The organism is Psychrobacter sp. DAB_AL32B (genome assembly GCF_002224105.1).
Classification (GTDB): Bacteria; Pseudomonadota; Gammaproteobacteria; order Pseudomonadales; family Moraxellaceae; genus Psychrobacter.
In genome coordinates, this window is sequence record NZ_NEXU01000079.1 from 21,170 (window position 1) to 47,747 (window position 26,578).

25 protein-coding genes are annotated in these 26,578 nt (G+C 42.3%); 17 read left to right on the plus strand and 8 right to left on the minus strand.

The features are described 5' to 3' along the window. Positions 1-111: 111 nt before the first annotated feature. Together betT and CAN34_RS09390 are read left to right on the plus strand one after the other, a co-directional pair. Complete coding sequence (betT, locus tag CAN34_RS09385; protein ID WP_089555423.1) at positions 112-2,391, plus strand: choline BCCT transporter BetT; 2,280 nt, start codon at positions 112-114, stop codon at positions 2,389-2,391. A 196-nt stretch (positions 2,392-2,587) separates the two neighbouring features. Continuing rightward, positions 2,588-3,238 (plus strand): hypothetical protein, encoded by a 651-nt coding sequence (locus tag CAN34_RS09390; protein WP_089555424.1) that lies wholly within the window; start codon positions 2,588-2,590, stop codon positions 3,236-3,238. Between the two features lie 173 nt (positions 3,239-3,411). On the opposite strand, the gene CAN34_RS09395 is transcribed toward CAN34_RS09390, so the two are convergent. Together CAN34_RS09395 and CAN34_RS09400 are read right to left on the minus strand one after the other, a co-directional pair. After that, positions 3,412-3,873 carry a DMT family transporter gene (locus CAN34_RS09395; RefSeq protein WP_089555425.1) on the minus strand — a complete coding sequence of 154 codons (462 nt, stop codon included), beginning with the start codon at positions 3,871-3,873 and terminating at the stop codon, positions 3,412-3,414. A gap of 27 nt (positions 3,874-3,900) precedes the next feature. Then, the gene (locus CAN34_RS09400; protein ID WP_089555426.1) at positions 3,901-4,353 is read right to left on the minus strand and encodes a DMT family transporter; all 453 of its coding nucleotides are present in this window, start codon (positions 4,351-4,353) and stop codon (positions 3,901-3,903) included. 124 nt (positions 4,354-4,477) lie between these two features. Here CAN34_RS09400 and CAN34_RS09405 point away from each other — a divergent pair, with 124 nt between their 5' ends. The 3 genes from CAN34_RS09405 to CAN34_RS09415 all read left to right on the plus strand — a co-directional run bounded on the left by CAN34_RS09405 (position 4,478) and on the right by CAN34_RS09415 (position 6,181). After that, positions 4,478-4,939: an isoprenylcysteine carboxylmethyltransferase family protein gene (locus CAN34_RS09405; RefSeq protein ID WP_089555471.1), complete on the plus strand. Its 462-nt coding sequence runs from the start codon at positions 4,478-4,480 to the stop codon at positions 4,937-4,939. Positions 4,940-5,038: 99 nt separating this feature from the next. Next, positions 5,039-5,842, plus strand: a complete 804-nt coding sequence (locus CAN34_RS09410) for a PhzF family phenazine biosynthesis protein (RefSeq protein WP_089555427.1) — start codon at positions 5,039-5,041, stop codon at positions 5,840-5,842. Positions 5,843-5,848: 6 nt separating this feature from the next. Beyond that, on the plus strand, positions 5,849-6,181 hold the full coding sequence (locus CAN34_RS09415; protein WP_079693050.1) for a YnfA family protein: 333 nt from the start codon (positions 5,849-5,851) through the stop codon (positions 6,179-6,181). A 90-nt stretch (positions 6,182-6,271) separates the two neighbouring features. Here CAN34_RS09415 and CAN34_RS14620 read toward each other — a convergent pair whose 3' ends face one another. After that, positions 6,272-6,394: a hypothetical protein gene (locus CAN34_RS14620; RefSeq protein ID WP_264753840.1), complete on the minus strand. Its 123-nt coding sequence runs from the start codon at positions 6,392-6,394 to the stop codon at positions 6,272-6,274. Between the two features lie 394 nt (positions 6,395-6,788). Between CAN34_RS14620 and CAN34_RS09420 the strand changes: the two genes are divergently transcribed. From CAN34_RS09420 to radA, 11 genes are all read left to right on the plus strand, one after another. Further along, entirely contained in the window at positions 6,789-7,388 is a 600-nt protein-coding gene (locus tag CAN34_RS09420) for a 6-carboxytetrahydropterin synthase (RefSeq protein WP_089555428.1), read from the plus strand. A gap of 23 nt (positions 7,389-7,411) precedes the next feature. After that, positions 7,412-7,945, plus strand: coding sequence for a tRNA (adenosine(37)-N6)-threonylcarbamoyltransferase complex ATPase subunit type 1 TsaE (gene tsaE / locus CAN34_RS09425; protein WP_089555429.1), 534 nt, complete (start codon positions 7,412-7,414; stop codon positions 7,943-7,945). 74 nt (positions 7,946-8,019) lie between these two features. Further along, positions 8,020-9,873 carry a DNA mismatch repair endonuclease MutL gene (mutL, locus tag CAN34_RS09430; protein ID WP_089555430.1) on the plus strand — a complete coding sequence of 618 codons (1,854 nt, stop codon included), beginning with the start codon at positions 8,020-8,022 and terminating at the stop codon, positions 9,871-9,873. A gap of 91 nt (positions 9,874-9,964) precedes the next feature. Then, on the plus strand, positions 9,965-11,176 hold the full coding sequence (gene miaA, locus CAN34_RS09435) for a tRNA (adenosine(37)-N6)-dimethylallyltransferase MiaA (protein WP_089555431.1): 1,212 nt from the start codon (positions 9,965-9,967) through the stop codon (positions 11,174-11,176). A 468-nt stretch (positions 11,177-11,644) separates the two neighbouring features. Then, positions 11,645-12,196, plus strand: a complete 552-nt coding sequence (gene hfq / locus CAN34_RS09440; RefSeq protein WP_079691575.1) for an RNA chaperone Hfq — start codon at positions 11,645-11,647, stop codon at positions 12,194-12,196. 270 nt (positions 12,197-12,466) lie between these two features. Then, on the plus strand, positions 12,467-13,459 hold the full coding sequence (locus CAN34_RS09445) for an SIS domain-containing protein (RefSeq protein ID WP_089555432.1): 993 nt from the start codon (positions 12,467-12,469) through the stop codon (positions 13,457-13,459). Between the two features lie 38 nt (positions 13,460-13,497). Beyond that, the gene (locus tag CAN34_RS09450) at positions 13,498-14,064 is read left to right on the plus strand and encodes an HAD family hydrolase (protein WP_089555433.1); all 567 of its coding nucleotides are present in this window, start codon (positions 13,498-13,500) and stop codon (positions 14,062-14,064) included. Then, complete coding sequence (gene lptC, locus CAN34_RS09455; protein ID WP_079691637.1) at positions 14,061-14,645, plus strand: LPS export ABC transporter periplasmic protein LptC; 585 nt, start codon at positions 14,061-14,063, stop codon at positions 14,643-14,645. The genes CAN34_RS09450 and lptC overlap by 4 nt, the downstream gene beginning before the upstream one ends. A 240-nt stretch (positions 14,646-14,885) precedes the next feature. Beyond that, complete coding sequence (lptA, locus tag CAN34_RS09460; RefSeq protein WP_171996375.1) at positions 14,886-15,374, plus strand: lipopolysaccharide transport periplasmic protein LptA; 489 nt, start codon at positions 14,886-14,888, stop codon at positions 15,372-15,374. Positions 15,375-15,558: 184 nt separating this feature from the next. After that, positions 15,559-16,269: an LPS export ABC transporter ATP-binding protein gene (gene lptB, locus CAN34_RS09465; RefSeq protein WP_089555472.1), complete on the plus strand. Its 711-nt coding sequence runs from the start codon at positions 15,559-15,561 to the stop codon at positions 16,267-16,269. Positions 16,270-16,517: 248 nt separating this feature from the next. Then, positions 16,518-17,963 (plus strand): DNA repair protein RadA, encoded by a 1,446-nt coding sequence (gene radA / locus CAN34_RS09470; protein ID WP_089555435.1) that lies wholly within the window; start codon positions 16,518-16,520, stop codon positions 17,961-17,963. Positions 17,964-18,292: 329 nt separating this feature from the next. On the opposite strand, the gene CAN34_RS09475 is transcribed toward radA, so the two are convergent. Both CAN34_RS09475 and rodA read right to left on the minus strand, forming a co-directional pair. Continuing rightward, positions 18,293-18,913 carry a septal ring lytic transglycosylase RlpA family protein gene (locus CAN34_RS09475; RefSeq protein ID WP_079691641.1) on the minus strand — a complete coding sequence of 207 codons (621 nt, stop codon included), beginning with the start codon at positions 18,911-18,913 and terminating at the stop codon, positions 18,293-18,295. 1,019 nt (positions 18,914-19,932) lie between these two features. Beyond that, complete coding sequence (rodA, locus tag CAN34_RS09480) at positions 19,933-21,075, minus strand: rod shape-determining protein RodA (RefSeq protein WP_089555436.1); 1,143 nt, start codon at positions 21,073-21,075, stop codon at positions 19,933-19,935. A 260-nt stretch (positions 21,076-21,335) separates the two neighbouring features. Here rodA and CAN34_RS09485 point away from each other — a divergent pair, with 260 nt between their 5' ends. Then, a complete protein-coding gene (locus CAN34_RS09485) occupies positions 21,336-22,298 on the plus strand; it encodes a D-Ala-D-Ala carboxypeptidase family metallohydrolase (protein WP_079691643.1) in 963 nt (320 codons plus the stop codon). Between the two features lie 94 nt (positions 22,299-22,392). Here CAN34_RS09485 and CAN34_RS09490 read toward each other — a convergent pair whose 3' ends face one another. The 3 genes from CAN34_RS09490 to CAN34_RS14245 form a co-directional block, all read right to left on the minus strand. Further along, on the minus strand, positions 22,393-23,967 hold the full coding sequence (locus tag CAN34_RS09490; RefSeq protein ID WP_089555437.1) for a pitrilysin family protein: 1,575 nt from the start codon (positions 23,965-23,967) through the stop codon (positions 22,393-22,395). Positions 23,968-24,035: 68 nt separating this feature from the next. Further along, positions 24,036-25,586, minus strand: coding sequence for a pitrilysin family protein (locus CAN34_RS09495; protein ID WP_089555438.1), 1,551 nt, complete (start codon positions 25,584-25,586; stop codon positions 24,036-24,038). A gap of 94 nt (positions 25,587-25,680) precedes the next feature. Next, complete coding sequence (locus CAN34_RS14245) at positions 25,681-25,833, minus strand: hypothetical protein (protein WP_165767635.1); 153 nt, start codon at positions 25,831-25,833, stop codon at positions 25,681-25,683. Between the last annotated feature and the right edge of the window lie 745 nt (positions 25,834-26,578).

Below are 26,578 nucleotides of genomic sequence, written 5' to 3' on the forward strand. Positions count from 1 at the left end.
ATTCTGCAAAGCAAATTATGTTACTATTCGGCTAACCTATTTCTCAAAATATAGAACCATCTAAAAATAGATATACTCATTCGTTACCAGTAGCACGCAAGGAATACAACCATGACCATCGACCCATCAGACGACAAACTCTCTGAAGTGTCTAAGCCAAGTAATCCAAACCAGCCAAACGAGCAGAGCCAAAAAGCGCAAACGCCATTCGAGCGCAGTCAATTTGGTGGCTCGCAGCGTCAGCCGAAGCATCATCTCGATGATGATGCGCCTATATCGCGCAGTGACCTGAAAAAAGGGGCGCAAGAGCTATCGAAAAATGCGGTCGCTCATATTAACTGGAGTGTGTTAATTATCTCATCACTGGTGATTGCGGCTTTTTCAATATGGGCAATCGTGATGCCAGTGGGTGCCAGCACGACCATGAAAATGGTCGTTGATTGGATTGCGACAAACCTTGGTTGGTATTACGTCATTACCATGGTAATGGTTATTGGCTTTGTACTATGGGTGGCACTCTCTAAAGCTGGTAGCATACGCCTTGGACCTGATGATTCACGTCCACAGTATAAGCTTGGAACGTGGGTTGCGATGTTATTTGCTGCAGGGGTCGGTATTGATTTGCTGTTCTTCTCAGTGACTGGCCCTGTGGTGCAGTATTTAACACCGCCATCAGGTGACGGTGCGACTGCCGATGCGATGCAAAATGCCGTTGTTTGGACGATGTTTCATTACGGTATTGCTGGCTGGGCGGTATATGCGTTACTGGGTATGGCGATGGGTTACTTTGCCTATCGCTGGGATATGCCGTTGTCGATTAGGGCGGCACTTTATCCGCTGTTCGGTAAACGCGTCAATGGTCCTATCGGTCATGGCATCAGTATTTTAGCCTTGGTTGGTACGGTGTTCGGTGTTGCTACCACCATGGGTATCGGTGTGGTATTACTAAACGTTGGCTTTTCCAAGATATTTGGGTTAGAAGAAGGTCTTACGCTACAAATTGCATTGGTCATCGGTGCTGTTGTCTTAACGATTGCCGCGACTACTTCAGGCGTTGACCGTGGTATTCGTTGGATATCCGAGCTCAATCTATGGAGCGCGGTCGCGATGATGGCGTTTATTCTCATCGCGGGCGAGACTGCATTTTTATTAAATGCATTAGTCGAAAATTTAGGTCAATTCTTCGTAACGCTGCCTTCTCGTATGTTTAAGACGTTTGCCTATGTGCCGGGCAGTAGCGAATGGATGGGCGGTTGGACGCTGTTTTTCTGGGCATTTTGGCTGGCGTGGGGACCGTTCGTTGGCGTGTTCCTTGCGCGTATTTCGCGTGGACGCACGCTACGTGAGTTCGTTATCGCAGCGATTACTGTACCGGTATTATGTGACTTTATTATCGTTTCATTCTTTGGTAACTCAGCTTTGTATGAAGTCTTACAGGGGAACACTGCCTTTGCCGAATTGGCAGTTCAAAGCCCAGAGCGCGGTTGGTACGCGCTTTTAGAGATGTTCCCTGGAGCGTCTTACTTAGTTATATTGGCAACGTTCTCAGGCTTGCTCTTTTATATTACCAGTGCCAACTCAGGTGCTATGGTGATGTCGAATTTCTCTGCTTCTATTCCAGATCCTTCAAAAGATGGTCCGAAATGGCTACGTATATTTTGGGCGGTATTGACGGCAGTATTGACTATATCGATGCTGATAGCTGGCGGTGTGATAACGATGGAGTACGCGACGCTTATTTTTGCGTTACCAGTGACTATTATCGTTTATCTGGTAATGTTCTCGTTTTATAAAGCCTTAAAGATAGAGCAGGCCGAGCGCGAAGGCAAGGTACTGCGTCGTCCGTCTATCGCACCAAGTGGTGGTCATATCCCAGAGCGTTCATGGACGCAACGGCTTGGGCAAATGCTGACCTATCCATCCAAACGTGAGTCTGTCAGATTCCTTGAGCGTGTAGTACGTCCAGCGCTTGATGATGTCGCCAATGAGTTTCGCCGCCAAGGCTATGACGTTGAGCGTATCAATGCCGATCATGAAAGCAATGCGGCTGATGCGACTAATTTTGTTGGCAATACCAACATTATCGCTGCATCGGGGCCGTTGCTACGAGTATCGACGGCTGCTATGGATGATTTTTACTATCAGGTATCTATGGTCGAAACGCCAGCGCCTACCTTTAGCGGTAAAATGGCGGCGGATACCGACGTCTATTATCGACTTGAGGTAGCAACACAAACAGGTTCAGGTGGTTATGATTTGATGGGGCTGACTAAGCAGCAAGTGATTGATGATGTGCTTGAGCAATATCAAGCCTATCTGACTTTTTTGACGGCTCCTGCAGAAACTGATGAAGGTTTAGAGCAAGCAATGCCAATAGTGGGTAAGAGCTAATATAAAAATCTACTCAATTGTATCTGTAATATAACAGAAGTGTGTTAAATGTTAAGGGATGTTATTATAGCGAACCACCTACTAAAGTAGCTTTTTAAAGTGGTTGGCAATAATTTCTTGCGATGTACATTAACCCCAACACCACTCAATCCTGAGTATAACGACCTCTAACACAATTGAAATATAGGACTGACTTATGAAAAAATTACTATTGGCTGGCGCTGTTATGATGGCAATTTCTGCACCTACGTTCGCTGCTGATTATAGCGGGCTGGCATCACCCAGCTCTTTAGGTAAAAGTGTTGCTAGCCTAAACAAGCAGTATAAAGTCGGTCTAAAGTATGAAAAAGATTACCAAGGTTATAAAAATAGCGATAGTGCCGCGTGCGATCTTTATGTAGAGACAGATAGTAAACAGTTGGTTAAAAGTATTCATATCTCAGATAAAAATGATTGTAAATACACAGCTAAGTCGAACGTTAACTTTAACAGCGCCAGCACGACCGTTAAAGACCTACTTAATCAAGTTAAAATCAGTGAAGTGCAATTTAACCCAGGTTGTTTCAACTGCCCATCACGTATTGAAATTGGTGATAACTTAGTAATTAATCGCGCTGCTGATAAGTATTACACCGAGTTTGAAATTTCAGGTAATAGTGAATACAACGATTTCATTATTAAAAAGACATATGGTAGCAAGTACTCAGAAGACAAGTATTTTGAGCTAAGGGATGAGCTTGATCAAAAAGATAAAAAGTTCTTTAATCGCCAAGATTTTAAACTTGCTGCAATTAAGACCACTGATATGAAAAGCGTGCCGTGGAATTATACGATCGTTGCTAAATAATTATTGATTTGCACTAAAATGTAGAACGCAGCCAAGTTAGACTAGATGCCGCCCACTAGGGCGGCTTTTTTATATCTTGTTAATTGTGGTCGCTGACACGATATGTAGGAACGAGCAGTAATGTCTTTTACTAGTCAAAATTTATTAGTTTCAAAGTGCAATTTTCGTTTTCTTTAAGATATTAGTTTACTTCGCACATTACTCAAATAAATCAAATACAACGCGCCAGCGAGTAGGGTGATAGCTGCCACGCGTTTATAATCCAGCACTATCTGCGTATTACCAAACCAGCCCAAATGGTCTACCAAAAGCCCCATAATGATTTGTCCGGCGATGATAGCCACGATGGTTGCCGCCGTCCCAATACGTGGCACCGCAATCACGATAGCCACCATCGAAAAATTCCCAAACAGCGCGCCTGCTAATTGCCAACTCGGCACACTAAACATCGTTTGCGCTTGTGTGTGCTCAAAAAATATGACCAATAGCAGTAAAATAATAGAAGCGACAACGTTTGTCAGCCATGCCGTCGTTACAACATCAGTACGCATGCTAAGCGCACCATTAATAGAAGACTGCGCGGCAATAGCCATACCGCCTAGCAGTAACAATGGAAATGCGAGAGTTAATAGCATGGCTCTATCCTTAACATAACAATATCCTTAATAAATCAGCCAAAGGGCAATCAGAATTAGCACCAATGCTCCAATTCGATAACTATCAATGGCGCGGCGCTCGCTACCCAAAATACCAAAATGATCAATGGCAAGACTGGCAGTAATTTGCCCACATAATATCCCTACCATCGTCGTCCCAACGCCCACTAACGGCGTGGTAATCGTTAATACAATGGTATAGATAAAACCCACGAGACCGCCAGTCAATAGCCAGCGTGGTTGCTTAGGTAATGTGGCCAGCGTGGATAAATAGTTGCGTCTACCTGCGACCATCAGCACGATCATCGCTAAGCTAAAGACGATAACCCCAATCAAAAATATGGATAAGGATGCTGACAAGCGACCAATACTTTTTCCCAATGGTCCTAAAAATGCCGCCTCCAATGCTAATGCCATGCCGCCCAATACCACGAATAACAACATGCCGACTTGCTTCATAGCCTACCTTTTTACATTTTTGTCTGATTTGATGAGATAAAAGCCCATATTGTATGGCTATAGGTTAGCGGATACAATGAAGGAAGCTAAAAGCATACCTTCAATGAAACTTTACGGTGATCTTATGAGTTTTCTAGAGCTAAAAATACCACCTGTCGCGCAAGTCATCATTACCGCTGCCGCGATGGTTGGCGTTTCTAAAATTATGCCAAGCTTGCGATTCTCGCTTAGCGGCTCAACTGAGTTAGCCATTGGTTTGGGTATTATAGGATTGAGCAGTGGCATTATGGGCGTCACTCAATTTAGAAAAGCTCAGACTACCCCTAATCCACAAGCACTTGAAAAAGTATCTAGTTTAGTGACCAGTGGTATTTATCAATATAGTCGTAACCCTATGTATTTAGGCTTGGTGCTTATCTTATTAGGCTGGGCGCTATATCTGTCTCATTTTTTGGCATTTATTTTAATACCAATCTTTATTATATATATGACACGCTTTCAAATTCAGCCAGAAGAAAGAATGATGACGCAGAAATTTGGTGATAAGTATCGAGCTTATGTGTCAAGAGTTAGACGTTGGATATAAAAGTTGATGTAGAGCTTCGTCTTAATAAATTGAACTATTTATGTTTAACTTAAGATTGCACACACAAAAATACCTGTTAATAAAAAATAAGAGAGTAATATGCAACTAGAAATCAATGTCGTCGATGCCTTTACTGATACTGTGTTTAAAGGCAATTCAGCGGCAGTTATCATCACAGAAAGCTGGTTGTCTGAAAAGCTAATGCAGTCTATTGCTTTTGAGAATAATTTATCTGAGACTGCCTTTATCGTTTGTGATGATAAAGGCGTTTATCATATTCGTTGGTTTTCACCGTTTACTGAGATTGATTTTTGCGGTCATGCGACCTTGGCCTCTGCCTTTGCATTGTTTAAGAAAAACCCTACTTTAAAAACCATTAAGTTTTCAGCGAAAGCAGTTGGGATTTTGACCATTGTGCAAATGGATAATGGCAAAATACAAATGGACTTCCCAAATAGAATGCCTGAAAAGGTTAATAATATTCCTGACAGCTTATTAGCTGGTCTTTCCGTCACACCAGTTGAGGTTTATCAAAATGCGCAAGCATATTTTGTGATTTATGACTCTGAGTCTGACGTATTAAATGTGCTTCGAGACAATGAAGCGTTAAAGCAGCTTGCTCCTTTGGACGTCGTTGTTACTTGTCAGTCCGAATCAGATAAGTACGATTTCATTTCAAGATACTTTTGGCCTGCTAATGGCGGTGACGAGGACCCCGTAACGGGCTCAGCTCACACTGGATTAGCGCCGTTATGGGCAGAGCGTTTAGGCAAAAGTGAATTGCTCGCGTATCAAGCGTCAAAACGTGGCGGGGTTTTGGATTGTATGGTTAAATCAGATAGAGTGCTTATTTCTGGTCATGCGGTACAGTATTTGACTGGATTTATCACGGTAGAGGAGTAAGTGCTTTTGTCTGAATTAAAAACAGTAGGGCTTTTTGCTATTACAGCATTGGCTGAAATCGCGGGTTGTTATCTGCCTTATCTGTGGTTGCGAGAAGGCAAGTCAATTTGGCTACTTATCCCTGGGGTGTTAAGCTTGGTCGCTTTTGTCTGGTTACTATCCTTACATCCAACCGCTGCCGGTCGAGTCTATGCAGCCTATGGTGGTGTCTATATCACCATGGCTATTTTATGGCTATGGACGGTAAATGGCATACGCCCAACCACTTGGGATATATTGGGTTCTGCTGTAGCATTGCTAGGAATGGCGATTATTATGTTCGCACCGCGCAGTACTTAGTATAAAGACAGCGCTTAGCATAAAAAATGCCAATCAAACCATGAGGTTCGATTGGCATAGCTTTAGTCAGACCAGTGATGGGCTTAATAATTAATGCTTACCTAAGATACTGCCATTGTCTTCTTTCTTGGCTTGTTTAGCCGCTTTCTTCTCTTTTGCCGTTAACAGCGGCTTCTTTTTTACATTCTTCTTACTATCTTGACCTTTACTCATGTCTTTTTCCTTTTTAGGTAACATATACAATATGTTAAGCCAGATTATACTGACCTAATGACTGCATTGATACATTTGACGCAAGACGCTGCGTACTGAAATGAGTATAGCTCTAAGCCTAAGTAATAGATAGCGTAAGCACAATTCGCTACGATTAGACTCAGCCATGCTTTTGTTAATATTAATTCTTAAAATTTTATTTAATAACTGGGGCTTATAAGTAGGTGTTGTATACCGTAGATTTATTTAGTCAATATTGCTATTAATAAGTGCTTACTTACGGATGCACGGCTATTTGCTATAATGGGCAATAAGCTGATAAATAACAGCAGCAAACTTTTATAATATTAATATTTAGCACAATGATGCTTACTATTTTGGTTGATTAATTATTATGCGTATCCGTAAACTTTTTAAATTTGAAAATGCTCATATTGTGCGTAACTGTAGCTCTGAGCGCTGCAAACATTCGATTCATGGTCACAGCTATCAGATTGAATTGATTCTTGAGGCTAAGCGTTTAGACCACGGGCAGATGGTTTACGATTTTGGTTTATTAAAATCCTCTATTAAGGACATTATCGACAGCTTCGATCACGCTATTTGTTTTTGGAGTAAAGACGATCCTGAATATATCGCTGCCTGTAAGAAATTCAGTGCACGTTGGATAAGTTTGCCAGTATCTCCATCGGCAGAGCAGTTCTCACGCGTCATATTCTTTTGGGCGCAAGAGATTCTACAGCAAACCCAGATGCAAAATGGTGAAGCTGATGTCAGCGTTTATTCAGTGATTGCTCACGAAACCGCAACGGGCTACGCGCAGTGCTTTGCTGATGATGTAGCCAATGAGCAAATGGGTAAGCTGGTTTTAGAGGATTTTGAATTTAGCGAACAAGTTCGAGCTGAATGGGATGACTCTGAGCTGTATGCCAAACTGATTCGCGGTGAAAGCTTTATTAATCCAGCAGTAACCACGCAAGTACAGGCAGATTGAGAGTGATGCATAATGAGAGCTCTATGACAGGTGATAAGTCTGTGCAAACGATAACACTGCGCTCTGAAAAAGATACCCAGCGTTTGGCTGAGCAATTGGCAGCTTTGCCACTGACAGGTAGCGTGTGGTTAGCAGGCGATTTGGGTGCAGGTAAAACCACCCTGACTCGCTATTGGTTACAGGCGCTAGGGCACAAGGGAACGGTAAAGAGTCCGACTTATACCTTGGTTGAACCTTATAGTATTCAGCAAGATGACGGCACCACTAAACCCATCTATCATGCTGATTTATATCGTCTACAAGATCCAGAAGAGCTGTCTTTTATAGGCTTTGATGAGTATTTAGATGAGCCTAACGCGCTAGTTATCATTGAATGGGCAAGTCGGGCGGACAGCTATCTTCCGCCACCGACATTGTTTATTGATATAAAACAAGGGTTTATTGATATCACTCAAAGCAATAATGATAATAATGCTAAAGAATGCCGTCAAGTTGAGCTGCGATTATCAAAAGCAAGACAAGCGCAAGGATTGGATTTGTCAGCAATAAAAATCTAGGTTAAGCCAAATGTAAGCCTCTCATACTCTGAAAGCATGCTATTCATCAACGTAAGATAATCATAACTATAATCATGCCCGATAATCATTCTAATACCCGCATTAAGAAATTATCGCCGCTGCTCATCAATCAATTGGCAGCGGGTGAGGTTGTGACACGTCCAGCCGCTGTGGTCAAAGAGCTACTTGAAAATGCGATTGATGCTTATGCCAGCGATATTGAGATACATATTACTCAAGGCGGTATGGGGCTGATAGAGGTTATTGATAATGGCATCGGCATTCACCCCGATGATATGGTGATGGCGATCACTCGTCATGCAACCAGTAAGGTCGCTGATGTGGCTAACTTGCATGGTATTACGACGTTGGGTTTTCGTGGTGAAGCATTGGCAGCAACGGCTGCCGTGTCGCGTTTAGCCTTAACCAGTAGTCATGATAGCAGCGGGATTGGGCGTCAGTTGCAGGTCGCCGGTGTATTGGACGATACGCCAAAGCTGATACCAGTCATACATCATCGTGGTACGACAATTACGGTAAAAGATTTATATTTTAATGTGCCAGCGCGCCGCGGTAATTTGAAATCTATCGCGACCGAGTTCAGTCATATTGAAACGATTGTCCGTGAAGTGGCATTGGCGCGAGCCGATGTGGCATTGACGCTCTTTCATGATAATAAAAAGCGGCTGTCATTATCCATAAATGCTATAAGTGGTAATGATAATGCGAGTCGTCTGCCATTGTCACGTCTTGAGCAAGCGACTGGTATTTCGCTGACAGAGCAGTCAATTGAGGTGGCGGTTGATCTATCGAGCCTGATGCAGCAGTCCAAAGGTTCTCTTTATAACAACAATGTTCATAATGGATACGCCAATAATGAAAGTGCCGATACACAGCCTAGTATTAGTGGTTGGTTATGGCCTAGCAGTCATTCGCAGCATAACTTACCAAAATTAATCTACGTGAATGGTAGATTGGTAAAGGAAGCTTTGATTAGCAATCAACTCCGCCAACTCACTCAAAGTGCACAGTTGGCAGGTATTGGTTATGCGCTTTATTTTGAGTTGCCCACCCAATGGCTTAATATCAATGTCCATCCATCCAAACAGCGCATTAAAATCAGCCCGCTTAATAACATCATGGCGCATTTAAACCATGCTATTCACTCAAAGTTAAAAGCAGCCAGTGTAAAAAAAATTGCTAGTCAGCAATGTGAAAAAGTGGCTAACAATAAAGTGCCGAACAGTAATGTTTCTATAGGCAAATCATTCGATACGTTATTTGATACATCATTACATCAGACATCGTCTACCAGTAGCTTAACGCAAAACAGGCAAGTACAAGCTCCTAAACAGTCATATCAATTGTCTGATAAGCCAGCAGAATCTTATATTGATGAGTCTGTAGGTCATCGTATTAATACTTTAAATAGCCCGCTTAAAGAGACTAAACCTTTACCAAGTTGCTTAGATATTATTACCAGCTTGCATGGTCTAGCAACTGACTCTACTGTCATCGAAGATATTGAAGATATTGAAGATATTGAAGATATTGAAGATATTGAAGATATTGAAGATATTGAAGATATTGAAGGTATTAAGGGTAAGACACTGCCTTGGCTATTATTTTATAATCAAGGTAAGTTCTTATTGATTAATGCCGAGGATTGGCAGTCAAAGATGAGCTTGTTATTTGAGTCACATTTATTTAGTGGCACTGTCTTTAGCAACCCTGTATTTAAGAAAGATAACATAGCAAATAGCGCTACCGATATTAATCAACAACTGGCGACTGTCAGTGCGCAAATATCAGCACAAGATTTGCTAGCATTTATAGCAGATATTGAAGAATTGCTGACTAAATATGCCATCAAGACCATAGACAACAATCAATTAGTGGGATTGATGCTATCATCTTCAGCCGAATAAACTGATGCTGAACACATAGCTAATGGCTGCTTTAACCACTCAAAGCGTAACTATTAACGTTATTAACACTATAATAATTAAAGGCAACTGTATGCGACTTTCGTCTGATAGCCTATCTTCTAGCTTAAGTCCCAATTTATCGGATAATAGCGTAGTGTGCTTGATGGCACCAACCGCGAGTGGTAAGACAGCCTTGGCTTATGAGCTTTATGATACCAGGCGTTATGAGCTAATTTCAGTAGATTCAGCGCTGATTTATCGTGACATGAATATCGGTACGGCGAAACCAACGGCCACTGAGCTGGCGCGTTATCCGCATTATTTAGTCGATATCATTAATCCTATGCAAAGTTATAGTGTCGCTGAATTTGTTAGCGATGTGGCACGTCTGATTGATCGTTGTCATCAAAACGGCAAGATACCACTGCTCGTAGGCGGTACCATGATGTATTACATGGCGCTACTTGATGGGTTGTCTCCTGTGCCTGATAGCGATAATAGCGTTCGCGCGCGCGTAGAGCAGTGGCGACAAGATGAAGGCATCGAGGCTTTATATGATTATCTAGGTAAAGTTGATTCTGTTAGCCACCAACGCCTAAATGCCACGGATACTCAGCGTATTACTCGCGCTGTCGAAGTCTATCTACAAACAGCCATCCCACTCAGTGATTGGCAGCGTCAGCCTAAGCAAGCCTTGGCACATAATCCAAAACAGCAATGGCATGGATTGGCAGTGATGCCTGAGCGTCCATGGCTGCATGAACGTATCGAGCAGCGTTTAGATATTATGTGGGCTGAAGGGCTGGTTAATGAGGTGATTGGTTTACTGGAGCGTTATACTTTGACACCCAACTTACCATCGATGCGCTGCGTTGGCTATCGGCAAGTATTGGAATATTTGGTACATATTAAGCACCCAATACTCGAGCAACCACATTTGGATAAAGCCCAGTTCTATGAGGCTTTTGGTGAATGTGAAGCACTAATTACTGATAAATCAAAACAACACATAACGACTCAACGGAACATGACTCAGCCACAATGCCAGTCGCATTTACTAATACCTAATAGTCAAACTGAGGCGCTTGCTTGTCAGCAAATGCAAAATAAGGCATTATATGCGACAAGACAGCTAGCAAAGCGCCAGTACACTTGGCTGCGCAAGTTGGTGCAACTGTCTGATAATTCAACAGCGTCACTAACGAACACCGCTTCATCTAGTGATATGAATGACTTTAAAAATAATAAGATAATGCTCCACTCGTTCACCACGATGGAGCAGGCGAGAGAGTATTTATTTTAGTGAGTTACTTCAAGGGCTTATATGAATAATTTAAGTCAATTGCGCTGTGAATCATCGAAATAAGCATCATACTATTAATTATCGTACAGATAATGTTGTACAAATATGTGCAAGTAGGATCATGCGCAAATTCTAAGCTAATGACAATTAGTTTCAAAGTATAATGTATATAACTGTTATAATTCTACTTAATCAGAGTAGTAGGTTTTATAAATGACAGCTGCTTTTTGAATCATTATCAATTAACATTTGATTATCAAGGCAGATCCTGCAACAACTGGTTACTTAATTTATTACAATAACAACGTATTCACGATAAAGTAGAATTACTTAACAAGAATTAGTACTTATTTAGATACGTTTTATAAATAAAACTTACTACTGTATCTGTCTTTAGCCATTATAATTAAAGCAACACTTAAAATAATTGGCATTAACAATAATTATATAATATTTAGGAGAGATTTCATGTCAAAAGGACAAACTTTACAAGATCCGTTCTTGAATTCGCTGCGCAAAGATCGTATACCAGTTTCTATTTTTTTAGTGAATGGCATCAAATTACAGGGTCAAATAGAATCATTCGACCAATACGTGGTACTGCTTAAAAATACAGTGAGCCAAATGGTATATAAACACGCCATTTCCACAGTCGTACCAGCTCGTAACCCTCGAAGTAGCACAACGCCAGCTACTGGTACTCAAAGCCAAAGTGCTGCACCTGTGGGTTATCAAGGTAGTGGTATGAGCAGTGGCAGTGGTTTTGAGCGCGGTGGCAATCCTACCCCTGCTAGTGGCGGAGGTTTTGAAGAGCGCGGCTTTGCCAATCGTAGCGGCTTTAACCGTGGTGGCTTTAGCCAAGGTCAAGATCGCGGTTTTGAGCGTGGTAGCTTTGGTCAAAGTCAGGAGCGTGGTTTTGAGCGTGGTGGTTTTGGTCAAGATCGTGGTTTCGAAGCACCCGCAGAGAATACGGATTTCGACAATAAACCAAATGATGAATCTGATGATAGCAGCCAATAAATAGTGATGCTTAACAGCTGATCCATTAATGAATATGTTATTAAGATATGAGATGTTGGATGAAGACCTACTATTATAGTGGGTTTTTTTTGTATAGATAAACGTCTCATAATTTATTGATGATACAGTTATGAACATAGTTTGAGACAATGTTATAAATATTGAGTACGGTTACTAATATTGAGTATGGTTATTAATATTGACCATAGTATAGTAAAATGCTTGTTTGATTTATTGTAAATATACAGCCACTAAATGTAGAGCCACTGTATGAATAATCCCGAACGCAATCTAACCCATGAGCAATTCATTAGTACCGCTATTGACGCTATTAAGACCGAACAGGCGGCACTAGCATTACTGATAGAGCAGATCGATGATAGATTTGCACAGGCTTGTGATATTATTTTAGCCTGTCAGGGTCGAGTGGTCGTCACAGGTATGGGTAAGTCGGGGCTGATTGGGCGTAAGATAGCCGCAACGTTTGCCTCTACTGGTACGCCATCGTTTTTTATGCATCCCGGTGAAGCGGGGCATGGCGACCTAGGCATGTTGGTAAAAGGCGACGTTCTACTTGCCATCTCCAACTCTGGGGAGTCGGATGAGATTAAAATGCTACTGCCAGTGGTCAAACACTTAAACATCCCGCTGATTAGTATCAGTCGAGATAAGCGCGGTATGCTACCTCATGCGGCAGATATCATATTGACCCTTGGTAAATCGCAGGAGGCTTGTCCACTCAACCTTGCACCGACGTCAAGTACCACGGCTACCTTAGCGCTAGGCGATGCCTTGGCAGTTGCCTTGGTACATGCGCGCAATTTTACCTCAGAAGATTTTGCTTTATCGCATCCTGCTGGTGCATTAGGGCGTCAGCTACTGACGCGAGTAGAAGATTTGATGCATACCAAGTCAGAAAACTTGCCGCTTATCAATCAGCAAGCGCCATTACAAGAAGCCCTTTTTATTATGTCTGCTGGGCGTTTAGGCATGACGGTCGTCACTGATGATGATAAAAAGGTTGTCGGTATCTTTACAGATGGTGACTTAAGGCGAGGTCTAGAAAAAGGCATTGATTTACAGACACCGATGCGCGAGCTCATGGTGAGTAATCCACGCCGCATCAGTAGAACGATGCGTGCCTCAGATGCGCTGAGTGTGATGAATGAAAATGCTATTAGCCAGCTGCTGATTATTGATGATGAGCAACATCTAGAAGCCGTTATTACGGTACATGATTTATTACAAGCCGGTGTAAAGTAAGTGTTATATTAAAAAAAGCCTTTAATAAGAGATAACTGATGCAAGACTTAATAAAAAAAGCCGGACAAGTAAAGTTATTAGTCATGGATGTTGATGGTATTTTGTCAAACGGTCAAATTATTTATGATGCCAATGGTATTGAGACCAAAGCTTTTTCAGTACATGATGGCGTGGGCGTTAAATCGTTAGCACGTTATGGTATTTTGACGGCAATTATTACGGGTCGTAGCAGTCCGATGGTAGACAAGCGCGCAGCTGAGATGGGTGTGAACTATATTGTACAAGGTCGTGATGATAAGCTAGTCGCATTCAATGAGCTGTTAGCAAGCATTGATCCTACGCTCAATATCACTGCTGCCGATTGCGCTTATATGGGTGATGACTTGCCTGATATTAAAGCGATGCAAACGGTAGGATTTGCTGCCACAGTGCCTAATGCCCATGCGGAGGTCATCAATCGTAGTGATATGGTCACGACTCGCGCCGGTGGTACGGGCGCAGTACGTGAAGTATGTGATCTCATTCTAAAGGGTCATGGACATTATCAAAACTTTATCGCCCACTATACGCTTGATGAAGCAAAAACTCAGGATAACTTGTCGTGAATACTCGTGTTTTAATAGTCATTGCGTTGATTATCGCTGGTATTGCGGGCTGGTTTTTTCAGCAGCAAGGAGAGATAACGCCACCGGTAAATCTTGAAACATCTGATGTCGATTATGAAGCGACAGATATTAAGGCGGTACAGACGAACGAGAAAGGTGAAACGGAGTACGAGCTCAGTGCTGAATCGTTGACGCATAATCCGGTAACCAACAAGGATGAGATGAAAGGCATCACTATGAATTGGGAGCCTTCAGATGAGCAGCGCTATCGTATCGAAGCAGGTAGTGCTGCTATCAGTCAGCAGACAGGGGAGCTTAGCTTATCCGGTGGTTTTTCTTTAGTCAGCGAAGATAAAGCGGGAAAATCTGATATTGAACCGATTAAAGTAACCGGAGCCACATTGAAGGGCAATACTAAGTCGGGTCAAGTCTATAGTGATGAAGCGGTCAAAGTTGAACAAGGTATGAACCGGTTTGAGGCATCAAGTATGAAAGCCAACCTTGAGACCGGGGAATATGAGTTTGGTCAAGTGGCAGTCTCTTTTACGCCCGCTGAACGTCAAGACAAAGCCTTGTTTTAACCAGCGCATTATTTGAATTATTGCACTATATTAATAACTACCATGTTAATAATTACATTGTTTTAAGCATCACTATACTGAGGTATAAACATATATTTAGCACAGCATCTAGCAGGAAGTTTGCAAACTCTACTACCCATTATAAAACGAGTAATTTTCATGAAATCTAATTTTTTGCCTACTTTACGCTTGCTATCGACTCGCTCTATTCACCTATCGGCTAGCCTGCGTACGCTGCCGATGGTGATGCTTTTAGCGCTGCCATTATATAGCCATGCATTACCATCAGATGCCAACCAGCCAATCAAACTATTAGCGGATAAAGCGACTTATAGTGAGCGTAGTGGTATTACTAGTTACTCCGGCAGCGTGGTTATTACTCAAGGTACGTTTAAGATGACGGCCGACAATATTACCGTCAACTTATCACAGGGTCGTAGTATCAACTCAGCAGTAGCGACTGGACGCCCAGCAACTATGCAGCAAGTTGTCACGCAAGAAAAAGGTGTTGCAAAAGGTCAGGCAAATAAGATTGACTATAACGCGGTTACAGGTATCGTCACGCTAACTGGTAATGCAAAATTGGTGCAAAATGGCGCAAGTTTTGCAGGTAATGTCATTCGTTATAGCCTGAAAGCCGGTGATGTGGAAGCAACTGCTGGTGGCAATCAGCGAGTAGAGCTGGTCTTTCCACCCAATAACAGCAACAGCCAAAGCGGCATACGCTAAGCCATATAACGAGTTAAGCAACTAAATAAAAAACGACTAAACATCTAGGTGGTTAGTATCAGTGCTTCACTGCTGCCATATGATAAGTAAGTTATGAATAAGTTATGAGTAAGTTATGAATGATAATAAAAATAATGACCCGATAGCGTCAACCAGTACTTCTGAACCTGTTGCCCGTTTATCGATGCAAAATCTAGGTAAGCGCTATGGCAAACGCTGGGTTGTTAAAGATGTCTCATTCTCTGTTGAGCAAGGGCAGGTCGTAGGGCTATTAGGTCCAAACGGTGCCGGTAAAACAACCAGCTTTTATATGGTAGTAGGGCTGGTCAATATGGATAAGGGCCGTGTGACCTTGGGGAAAATGGACTTATCTAAATACGCGATGCATGAGCGTGCTCGTGCGGGTATTGGCTATTTGCCGCAAGAGGCGTCTATTTTCCGTAAATTGTCTATTGAAGACAATATTTTAGCCATCTTGCAAACTCGTAAAGAGCTGAGCGCTAGCGAGCAACGGCAAGAGCTTGAAAAATTAATCGGCGATTTCCATTTAGAACATGTGCGGAAATCTTTGGGCATGAGTGTATCAGGTGGTGAGCGTCGCCGCTGTGAAATTGCCCGTGCTTTGGCTGCTGATCCCAAGTTTATTTTATTAGATGAGCCTTTTGCCGGTGTAGATCCCATCTCTGTTGGCGATATCAAAGAGGTTATTTTAGCGTTAAAAAAGCGCGGTATTGGGGTGTTAATCACTGACCATAATGTGCGTGATACTTTGGCCATTTGTGAAAAAGCATATATTGTCTCAGAGGGCGCTATCATTGCTGAGGGCACAGCACGTGAAGTCTTAGACAACGAATTGGTCAAGTCTGTTTATCTAGGCAAAGACTTTCAAGTATAAATCAGTCTGTTAAATATTTTTTCACTGATGCTGGCATAAGGTTTTTAAGTTCGCGCTCTTAGCCAGCTACTGCTATTTATCTTATATTTAGAATACTTTTACTTTTAGCATTATCCCTTCTATAAAACACCGTCTGTCATAGTGGCGGCTTGTTTATCTTAAAACTCTTCTAAAATTAACGCTCATAAAAGCGTCATTATATTCTATTTATCATTCTTGCTTGAATACCTGAACAAGGCTCATACGTTATGGCAAAAAATAAATCCAGTTATGTCTGTCAAGCTTGCGGCGCTCATTTTGGTAAGTGGGCAGGGCAATGTAGTGATTGCAGCGAATGGAACACTTTAATTGAAGCGCCAAATGTCAGCATGCCGCACCATAATAAAAATACAGCAAAGCCTAATGTCGGTCGTGCAATGCCTCGCAATACAGGTGGCGCTGGTGCACCTGCTGGAAACTATTCAGGGACGCATAGTGGGGTTATGCCGCTCAATGCAGTGAGTGTGGGTTTAGATACGCGTTTGCCAACAGGCATCAGTGAGTTTGATCGCGTATTGGGTGGTGGACTGGTTGCCGGTTCAGTCGTATTAATAGGGGGTGATCCTGGTATTGGTAAGTCTACCATTCTGTTGCAAACAGCTACTAATATGGCAAAAGTTGATTCACTGGCAGGAAGTGCGCTGTATGTGACTGGTGAAGAATCATTGGCACAGGTAGCCATGCGTGCGAAGCGCTTAGATTTGCCTGCTGATAGATTGCGTGTGCTCGCTGAAACCAATGTTGAGACTATCTGTGCAGCATTAACGCAAGAGCAGCCGGCGATTGCTATTATTGACTCTATTCAGACCATTTATACTGATGCCATCAATTCTGCACCAGGCGGGGTCAGTCAGATTAGAGAGTCTGCTGCGATTTTGACTCGCTATGCTAAACAAACAGGTACCGCGCTATTTTTAGTAGGGCATGTGACCAAAGAAGGCACGCTAGCAGGCCCGCGCGTGCTTGAGCATATGGTAGATACGGTTTTATATTTTGAGGGTCAGTCTGATTCACGCTTTCGAATGATACGGGCGGTAAAAAATCGATTTGGCGCAGTTAATGAGTTAGGGATTTTTGGCATGACGGATATGGGGCTGAAAGAAGTTGCCAATCCATCAGCGATATTTTTGAGCCGTTATGACAAACCTGTTGCTGGTTCTGTGGTTATGGTTAGCCGTGAAGGCACTAGACCGTTACTAGTGGAAGTGCAAGCATTAGTGGATGACTCTCAAGGCTCACCAAGACGTATGGCATTGGGCTTGGACTTTCAACGTTTATCCATGCTGCTGGCAGTGATGCACCGCCATGGTGGCATCCATACCAGTGGGCAAGATGTCTATGTTAACGTGGTGGGCGGTGTCAAAGTGATAGAGACAGGTTCTGATTTGGCGGTGCTACTCGCTTGTGCATCAAGTATTAGAGAAAAAGCATTACCATCGTCACTGGCAGTGTTTGGTGAAGTAGGTCTGTCTGGTGAAATTCGTCCTGTGCCCAATGGGCAAGAACGTTTAAAAGAAGCCATGAAGCATGGCTTTAAGCACGCCATTATCCCTAAAGGCAATGCACCTGCCAAAGACTCTGCTCAGTTTAAAGGTATCAATATCATTGCGGTCGAACGTCTCGATGATGCTATTGAAAGCGCATTTGAACTGTAGTTTGTTGAGCTATAGTCTATAGTCAGTTCAAAATAAAAGCGATACGATTGTAATAACGTGCTATTGCTATCATTTCTTGCTTGCTTGCTTGCTTGCTTGCTTGCTTGCTTGCTTGCTGTGCGCAGGCGTGACAGAGGCTGCAAAAAATTTATAGTCAATAGCACTGTATCGTTTCTAAAATCAATCTACTATATAAAAACAAGCCCTGTAAAATTCAGCAATAAAAAAGCGCCTAACTCATTATTCGTTAGGCGCTTTTTTTAAATCTAAAAACCTTTATACAAAACCGTTAAAGGTTTAAACCGCAAGTGGTCTAAAACGTTAATGGTTTAAGAAGATGGTCCTGCAACACGCTCAATAGCGACGTTACCCACACCTTTAGCAGTAATACCAAGCTTTTTGGCAGCACCGTAGGATAAATCCATCACACGGTTGCCATGAAATGGACCACGATCGTTCACTTTTACGACGACGCTTTTACCGTTTGTCTTATTGGTGACTTTCACATAACAGTTTAATGGCAGTGAGCGATGAGCAGCAGTTAAACCGTTCATATCAAAGGTCTCGCCACTGGCTGTTTTGCGACCATGAAACTGGCGACCGTACCAAGAAGCTAAGCCCGTTTGCTTAAACTTGCTCACAGAATTGGATGCTACTGCCGTTAGACGCTCTAAAACGTCTTCGTCATTACTGACTTGTGCAGTATCACTGGCTAACAGTGAGCTGCTGAGCGCTAATGAAGTAGGCTGGCGTGCCGATTTAACTAAGCTTGATGCACCGTCATGTTGACGACTAAGTTCACCGAGTACACGGTCGATATGGGAGGCGTTATCTTGCGAAACCATGGCAAGGGAGGTTTTTGATTCTACAGCATTTGCATTAGAAGCGATTGCAGAGCCAGCAAATAGTACGGCTGACATGGTAAGTAAACCAGATAAACGCTTATTCATAAATACCTCTATAACTTATACCTTAGAACCTAACTCTAAAAAATCTTAGAGGGAGCGAGATAGTGTTAGACCAACCTAACAGTACCGCAAACTCTAAAACCGATATCAATCATCTTTCTCATAATAATTGATGTTATAGCTCGGTTTTTATAAGTTCTAACGTATGGTAATTTTTAATTCATCATCATAAATGAGTATAAGGTTTTGATAACCCACTTATGACACGCTCAAATGATGGTTAACAATCTTAATTAAAACATGCATCAACAACTAAAATCAGATACTAATATTCAATAAACAGCCTTTTTAACATTGCTAAGTTAATAAAGGGTTTCGAGAGTCTTACGTATAAGTTTGTTATTAAACCGTTAATTAAGTAGTGACTTTGAAAGTCTGAAATCTACAAGTTGCTAACTATACGGATGAGCTACAACGACAATATAATTAAATGCTAACTTTCTTAGTAGCTCTGTACGGGTTATGTATAAATGACACTAAGACGAGATTAACGCAATTAATTGTAAAAAACAAGGAATAAAACCTATTGGTATTGAGTACTAAACGCTAAATATTCAACATGGTTTATAAGAGTGGTTTTTGCGTATATTTTTAATAAAATCATGTATTTATATATAAATACAGAGGGAGTAAACAGTGCTTTTTATCATAGTTTATGTAGAACTGATTACAAATAAGATTGGTGCGAGCGGGCTTATTTACTAGGATTTTTGCTCATTCTATCTTTACGTATAGTTACTTAATAAATAGATTTTAAGCCGAGTACGTACGTTTATTTGTTAATCTACTCATTTTTGAAACTTGTTAGGTTGTGTTTTACTTAGGTATTTAGCGATGGCCTTACTATAGCTATTTTCACTATTTTAGATGCTAAAGTAAGTTGTCAAATACTGAATTTCTTAAAAGCTAAAACTATCTTGGTATGGCTTTTAAAGGGTATAAAAAAGAGACCATGCAATGTAAACATAGGGTCTCTTAACTTATAAAAAAATTGGAAAATGTTAACCAGATTTGTGAGTATGAATGGACATGAGTAAGCCGAAACCCGCCATTAAAGTGACGACGGCGGTACCACCATAGCTAATGAAAGGTAAAGGGACACCAACAACAGGTAAAATACCGCCAACCATACCGACATTGACAAATACGTAAACAAAGAAGGACATGGCGATAGCACCTGCCAATAATCGGCTGTAAGTATCAGGATGGGCGAAAGCGATATATAAAGCTCGTGTCAGTATGCAAGCATAAATGAACATTAACAATATGACGCCTAGCAAACCAAACTCTTCAGAAAAAGCGGCGATAACAAAGTCGGTATGACCTTCTGGTAAGAAGTGTAAATGAGATTGCGTACCTTCCAAATAGCCTTTACCGGTCAGACCACCGGCACCGATGGCCGTTTTGGACTGAATGATATTCCAGCCTGCGCCTTGTACATCAGCCTCAGGATTGAATAAAGTGAGTACGCGCGTACGTTGATAGTCGTGTAATAAAAAATTCCAAGCGACGGCAATAACTGGAATTGATAAAGCCATAGCGCTTGCAATGAGTCGCCACGATAGTCCTGCCAAAAACAACACAAAGATACCGCTGGCGGCGACCAGTAATGAAGTACCAAGGTCAGGCTCTTTCGCAATTAATAATACCGGTACCACGATTAACGCTAAAGTAATGGCGATACTTGATAATGAGGGCGGTAAATCGCGCTTGGATAGGAACCACGCACACATCATGGGCATACCAAGCTTCATAAATTCTGACGGCTGTACACTGCCAAACCCTGGTAAATTAATCCAGCGCTGTGCGCCCATGCGCACCTCGCCAATGATGTCAACCAACACCAGTAGTATCAGGCCCAATACATAAAAGATAGGCGTAAAGGTACGATAAATACTAGGCGGTATTTGTGCCATGACAGCCATGACCGTAAATCCAACACCGTAGCTGACCATTTGTCGTATAACCATATCAGTATCTTGACCTGCCGCACTGTATAAAATCGTCAAACCAATGCAGCAAACGGTCAGTAACAGTAGGGTCAACCACGGATCGATATGAATACGCTGCCAGATTGTCGGTGTATGACCTTGACCTAAATGGTGGCTTTGACGAGAAAAACGGTATTGCGGGTTAGAAGACATAGGCAAAGTGTGACTGGCAATTGGCGTGGAAGAGAAGTGATTTTCGATAAATAAACGAGTAATCAGCGATTATAAAGCGTTTATTCGACCAGATAATAACGAATAAAGTAACTTACGGGTAATAAAGTAACGTTAATATAAAAATGTTGAGGATAAGTGTTAATAACGAATAGGTCACTGCTGATTAGTGACGATAGTTTAGCTTGCTTGCTTAAAATTTGATAGTATCGATAAAACGTTTTTAGCGGTAGTTTCTTGTAATGATCAATATCAAAAAACAAGCTTATGGAAAAATTCATCAGCCTATTATTGCACTATTTATTTGTGCCAGCAGTATCAGTGCTCATGCCGCCATTATCAGTGACAATAGCGAGCGCCGTATTCAAATACGTCATGGCAATAGCGCTACTAACAGCAGCACGAATGCCTACATCACGCCGTCTTCTCGAGAGGCAGGCCATAGTGGTGGCGTTACTATACTAAGCGGCGGGGAAAGTGGATCAAATAGGCTAAGTGGCGATAGTATGCAAGGGCTGATCCAACAAAAACAGCGTGAGTTTGAATTTGATGCCAGCTTATCGATAGAAGAGAACAAACGTGTCAATACCAATAAACGTACGCCGAGCTATAACACCACCTATAGCACCGGTAGTAATAACTATAATGATTTTACCAGTATGGATTTTAATACTTGGTTAAATAGTAACAGCTATCGCGCTGGGCAAGTGGCAAATTATCAACGCTACCTGAACTCACGAGTAGGCGCTCGAAATGTACCACCTTTATCGCAATTGCTTACGACTGCTCGTAGTTGGGATAAATGTGGTTATGAGCCTTATCAGCTACCACCGCAAGAGCTATGGTCAAACATTGTACCGACATTACAGTTATATGGTCAGCTAAAAAACCAAGGTATTTTGCCTGCCAGCACTGAGATACGCTCGGTATATCGAAGCCCTGGATTAAATGACTGTGCTGGCGGAGCTAGTAGTAGTAAGCATATGACTGCGGGCGCGATCGATATCTGGGTACCTCAATACGAGGGTAACTCATGGCAGCTGAGCAGTATGCAAGATAGCTTATGCGAGTTTTGGCAATATCAGGGTCAGTCTCATAACTTTGGGCTAGGATTGTATTCCACCGGTGCTATTCATTTGGATACCGATGGCTATCGTAAATGGGGCTTTAATCATGCCAGTAGCGGCTCTCCTTGCCGTTATTAATTGTTATAAGCTAGATGTAAAATAAAAAATAAGCTCAGCCAGTAATATTTACTGACTGAGCTTATTTTTTGTACCGTATTAAAGGTAAAAGATACTATTTAGTAGCTTTCTTACTAGCCGCCTTCTTATCCCAAGGGTTAACCTCGCCAACGGTGACGATTAAGAAATCATCAGGCTTTAAGGTATCACGCATGGTTTTATTGACTTCTGATAATGTTACTTGTTCAATACGATTGACATAATTACTGAGGTAGCTTGTGGGTAGCTGATAAAAATTCATCATGCCGAGTAAACCATTAATCCCTGCATTACTGGCAAAACCCATCGGGAAACTGTTTTTTAGATTATCCGTTGTTAATTTCATCTCATCACTGGTGATGCCGTTTTTTAATGTATCGTCAATGACTGCTAAACTGGCATCAATGGCTGCACGCGCCTTGTCATTGCGAGTCGAAAAACCAATTTGATAAGGTCCACGTGCCAGCATTGGGTTCATAGAGCCTGAAATACCATAAGTATAGCCAAGGTTTTGTCTGATTTCCGTCATCAGTCTTGCATTAAAATCGCCCCCTGCCAACACTTCGTTCCCTACGGCAAAGTTGGTTTGCTTTTGCTGTGCTTGGGTATCAGTCGCACGCTTCTCGCCCAATTGTCCCATTAGCACAGTGGTTTGAGTGCTGGGAAACGGAATATGAATATGCTGAGCTTTTGTCAGTGGTTTTGGCTCGGGGAGGGTGGGTGCCGCTTGTCCCACGGGTAAATTGACGGTGATATCTTCAGCCAGCTTTTTGGCTTGCGCTAAAGTTAGGTTGCCTGTCATAGCAAGGGAGGCATTAGCAGCGACTAAATAACGATTTTTAAAATCTATAAGATGCTTTTTTTCTATATTAGGAACCGTGTCAAGTGTCCCAACCGATGGGTGAGCGTAAGGATGGCTGCCATATAATGCTTTGCTAAAAGCAATGCTAGCAAGACTGTTAGGGTCTTGTTTTTGCTGCTGCAAACCAACCAATAGCCGTGCTTTGTTACGCGCTAAAATTTGCTCATCAAAGCTCGGTTCGGTGAGCATTTGGGTCATTAAATCGATGGCAGGTAGTAAGTGCTTATCGTCAGATAAACTGCGTAAAGAGACAGTAAACATATCTTTGTAGGCGCTGCTGCCTAGATTAATGCCCAAGGTTTCAACCGCGCGGGTGAACTCGTTTTCATCTAAACGCTTAGAGCCTTGCTCAAGCATCGTTGCCGTCATATTGGCGATACCAAAGCCTGTGCTGTTTATGCTGCCATCACGAGCGCTACCCGCATTAAAACGCAAATCGATATCGACAATGGGTAATGCGGTCGTAGGTACAAAAAGTACTGGCACACCGGCTTTGGTCTTAAACTGCTGAATCTTTGGTACCGTGACTTTCAAAGGTTTGGCATCATCAAGACTGGTCAACTTAGACAAAGCAGCAATTGGCGCACTGGTATCGACGGTAGATGGCTGAGTGCGGTAGTCTTCGCCAGCAGTCGTCTCTGCCTGAGCTGTCATGGTTAATGTCGTCAGCCCTAAAAATAAACCCATACTAAAACAGGGCAGTTGCTTAAATGTTGGTTTTATTAACGACAGCAAAGCGGTCTTCTTTTTGGTATTCTTGTTAGTGCTGAGAATAGTATTCTGAGTCATGTCTTTCTTCTTATTAATAGCGTTTTTAACAGTAATTTTCGTTGAGGTAATCTAATAATACCTCGCCTTTATTTGCCTTTGGCTTCTTTTTTAGCTGGCGCTTTAACTTGCTTTTTAGTTTGGTCTTTAGGCGGAACGATATGCATCACCGTTAAATTATCTTTTACTAAATACTTTTTGCTAGCCGCTTGAATATCTGCAATCGTCACGCTATCGAGCTTGGTTGGCAGTTTGGCAAGCAACCTATCATCAAGACCGATAGATTGTAATGAGCCAATCATGCGCGCCTGACCTTCCATACTGTCTTGCGCGTACACAAGACCCGTGACCGTATTGGTTTTGGCACGATCGATTTCATCTGCGGCAATTGGATCAGTTTTAAGCTTTTCTATTTCAGAGATTATAGCTTGCTGTGCTTGCTCTAAGCTTACGCCTTCACGCGGAGTCGCTTGTATCAAAAACAGTCCATCGCCGCGATCCAGTAGATCATAAGATGTACCCACTGTGGTGAGCAGACCTTGCTCGCGTATTAGTCTGCTCTCAAGGCGTGCAGATAGGCCACCATCTAAGACGTCTTGCGCAAGCGAGAGCGCATAAGCCTGCTTTTCATTGCTTGTGCCTGCTGTTACAAGGCTCGGTACGTTATAACCCATTAATAAGACAGGCACTTGTACGGCTTGCTCGGATGCTACTTGCTGATAACCACGAAAGCCTTTTTGGCTGACAGCAGGACGCTTAGGTAGCTTACTTGGTGTCAGCTCGCCAAAGTAACGCTTCACTTGAGTTAAAACTTCGCTCGGCTCAACATCGCCGACGATGACTAAGGTTGCATTATTTGGCGCATACCATATTTTATACCAGTCTTTTAAGTCGGAAAGCGTAATCGATTCAAGCTCATTCATGGGTCCGATGACCGACTCCCCTTTAGGGCTATTCGGCAAGGCAAGCAAGCGAAATGATTCATAAGCCTTGGCAAGTGGATTGTCATCGGTACGCTGACGGCGCTCTTCCATGACGACTTGATGCTCTTTGACAAATTCTTTCTCATCAAATACCAAGTTTTTCATACGATCCGCTTCAAGCTCTAACGCTAAAGGAAAGCGGTTGGCAGGGAACAGCTCGTAATAACCGGTATAATCGTAGCTCGTAAAGGCATTATTGACGCCACCGAATTTGGCAATCAAACGCTCATAATCAGCACTTGAAACGTCGGCAGTTCCTTTAAACATCATATGCTCGAGCACATGAGAGATACCCCCTTTATCAAGCGGTTCATCGGCTGACCCTACGCGATACCAAATCTGAGTCATGACCACGGGCGCACGGTGGTCTTCTTTAACTACTATTTTTAGACCGTTTTCTAACTGATACTCATGGCGACCGGACATATCCATTGTCAGCGCTGATGATTGCTCAGTCTCTTTGGTGGCTTTATCCTGATCTGCTTTATTTTGACTCAAAGTATTTTGAGACACTGAACTTTGAGACACTGGACTTTTAACAGCAGACACTGGATTAGAATCAATGACATTGGTTTGGCAAGCCGCAAGCGTGGTTGCCATGGCTAAGGTAACGGCGAGGCGTAGAGAGAGAGCAGTTAGCGATAAAGGTGAGGACATGGTATGTTCTACTTATATAAAAGGGAAACTTTTAAACGGGCAGCTTGTAAGTTGATGCGTGAGTATATCAATTTTCTTCATAGTGCTTAAGCCATTATAAAGACTTATGCGCCCCAACCATTACACTCGCGGTTGGTTTGAACTCTTGTGTCGTACTGCAACCTGTCGCTGATAGCGCCATCGTCGTTAGTAATACAGCAGCGCTAATATGGGTGATTTTTTTATAATAAATGGATAGAGATAGCATTAGATATTCCTAATATAAAGTGGTCGGATAAGGCTGATAGAATGTTAAAAACTAAGTCCCGCTAAGGGTAGGCGAAGTTTGGCATCTCAAAGGTCAGATTTTTGTGTCTAAACCTTAAGCGAAACTTACTCAAAAATCGTGTTATATATGGGGTTTTCTATCGAATGGTTTTTATATTGTCTGTTATATCGCCTTCTACATTACTTAAAGGTTTTTGCCATTTGCCTGCGATCTACGATGCTAAAGGCTGAGCTCAACTTGAATTATGCTAAACTAGGCTAAAAACAATTTTCCAGTTAAGTCATAGAAAACTGACAATAGACAGATCAAATTTTAGAATAAACAAATTACTGATAATGATAACTTTTAGGGCAAGCTTATGAATAACCCCAATAATAGCAATCGTGTGGTCATCAATCTTGACGGTGGTCTTGATGACTTAGATGACGATGATATTACCTTACCCAGTCTGCCGGTGCAATCTGTGCCCATCATCGATGAGCCTGAAGATATTGCTCCAACTAAGGCTGATATTGGTGAAAATGCTATAGATAGCCAAATAACGCCTGCCATAAATCAAAAAGTCTCAAGCACCGATACGGCAGAAAGCATTGCTTTAGGCGCACCCATTATCATGACAGAAAAGCACAGCGCCGCTGAGAGTACCTCAGAAAGCTTTTCAAATACCAATAAAACAGAATCGACGCCGCAGGCGGTTTCTGCACCAAAAATCCCCACCATGCCC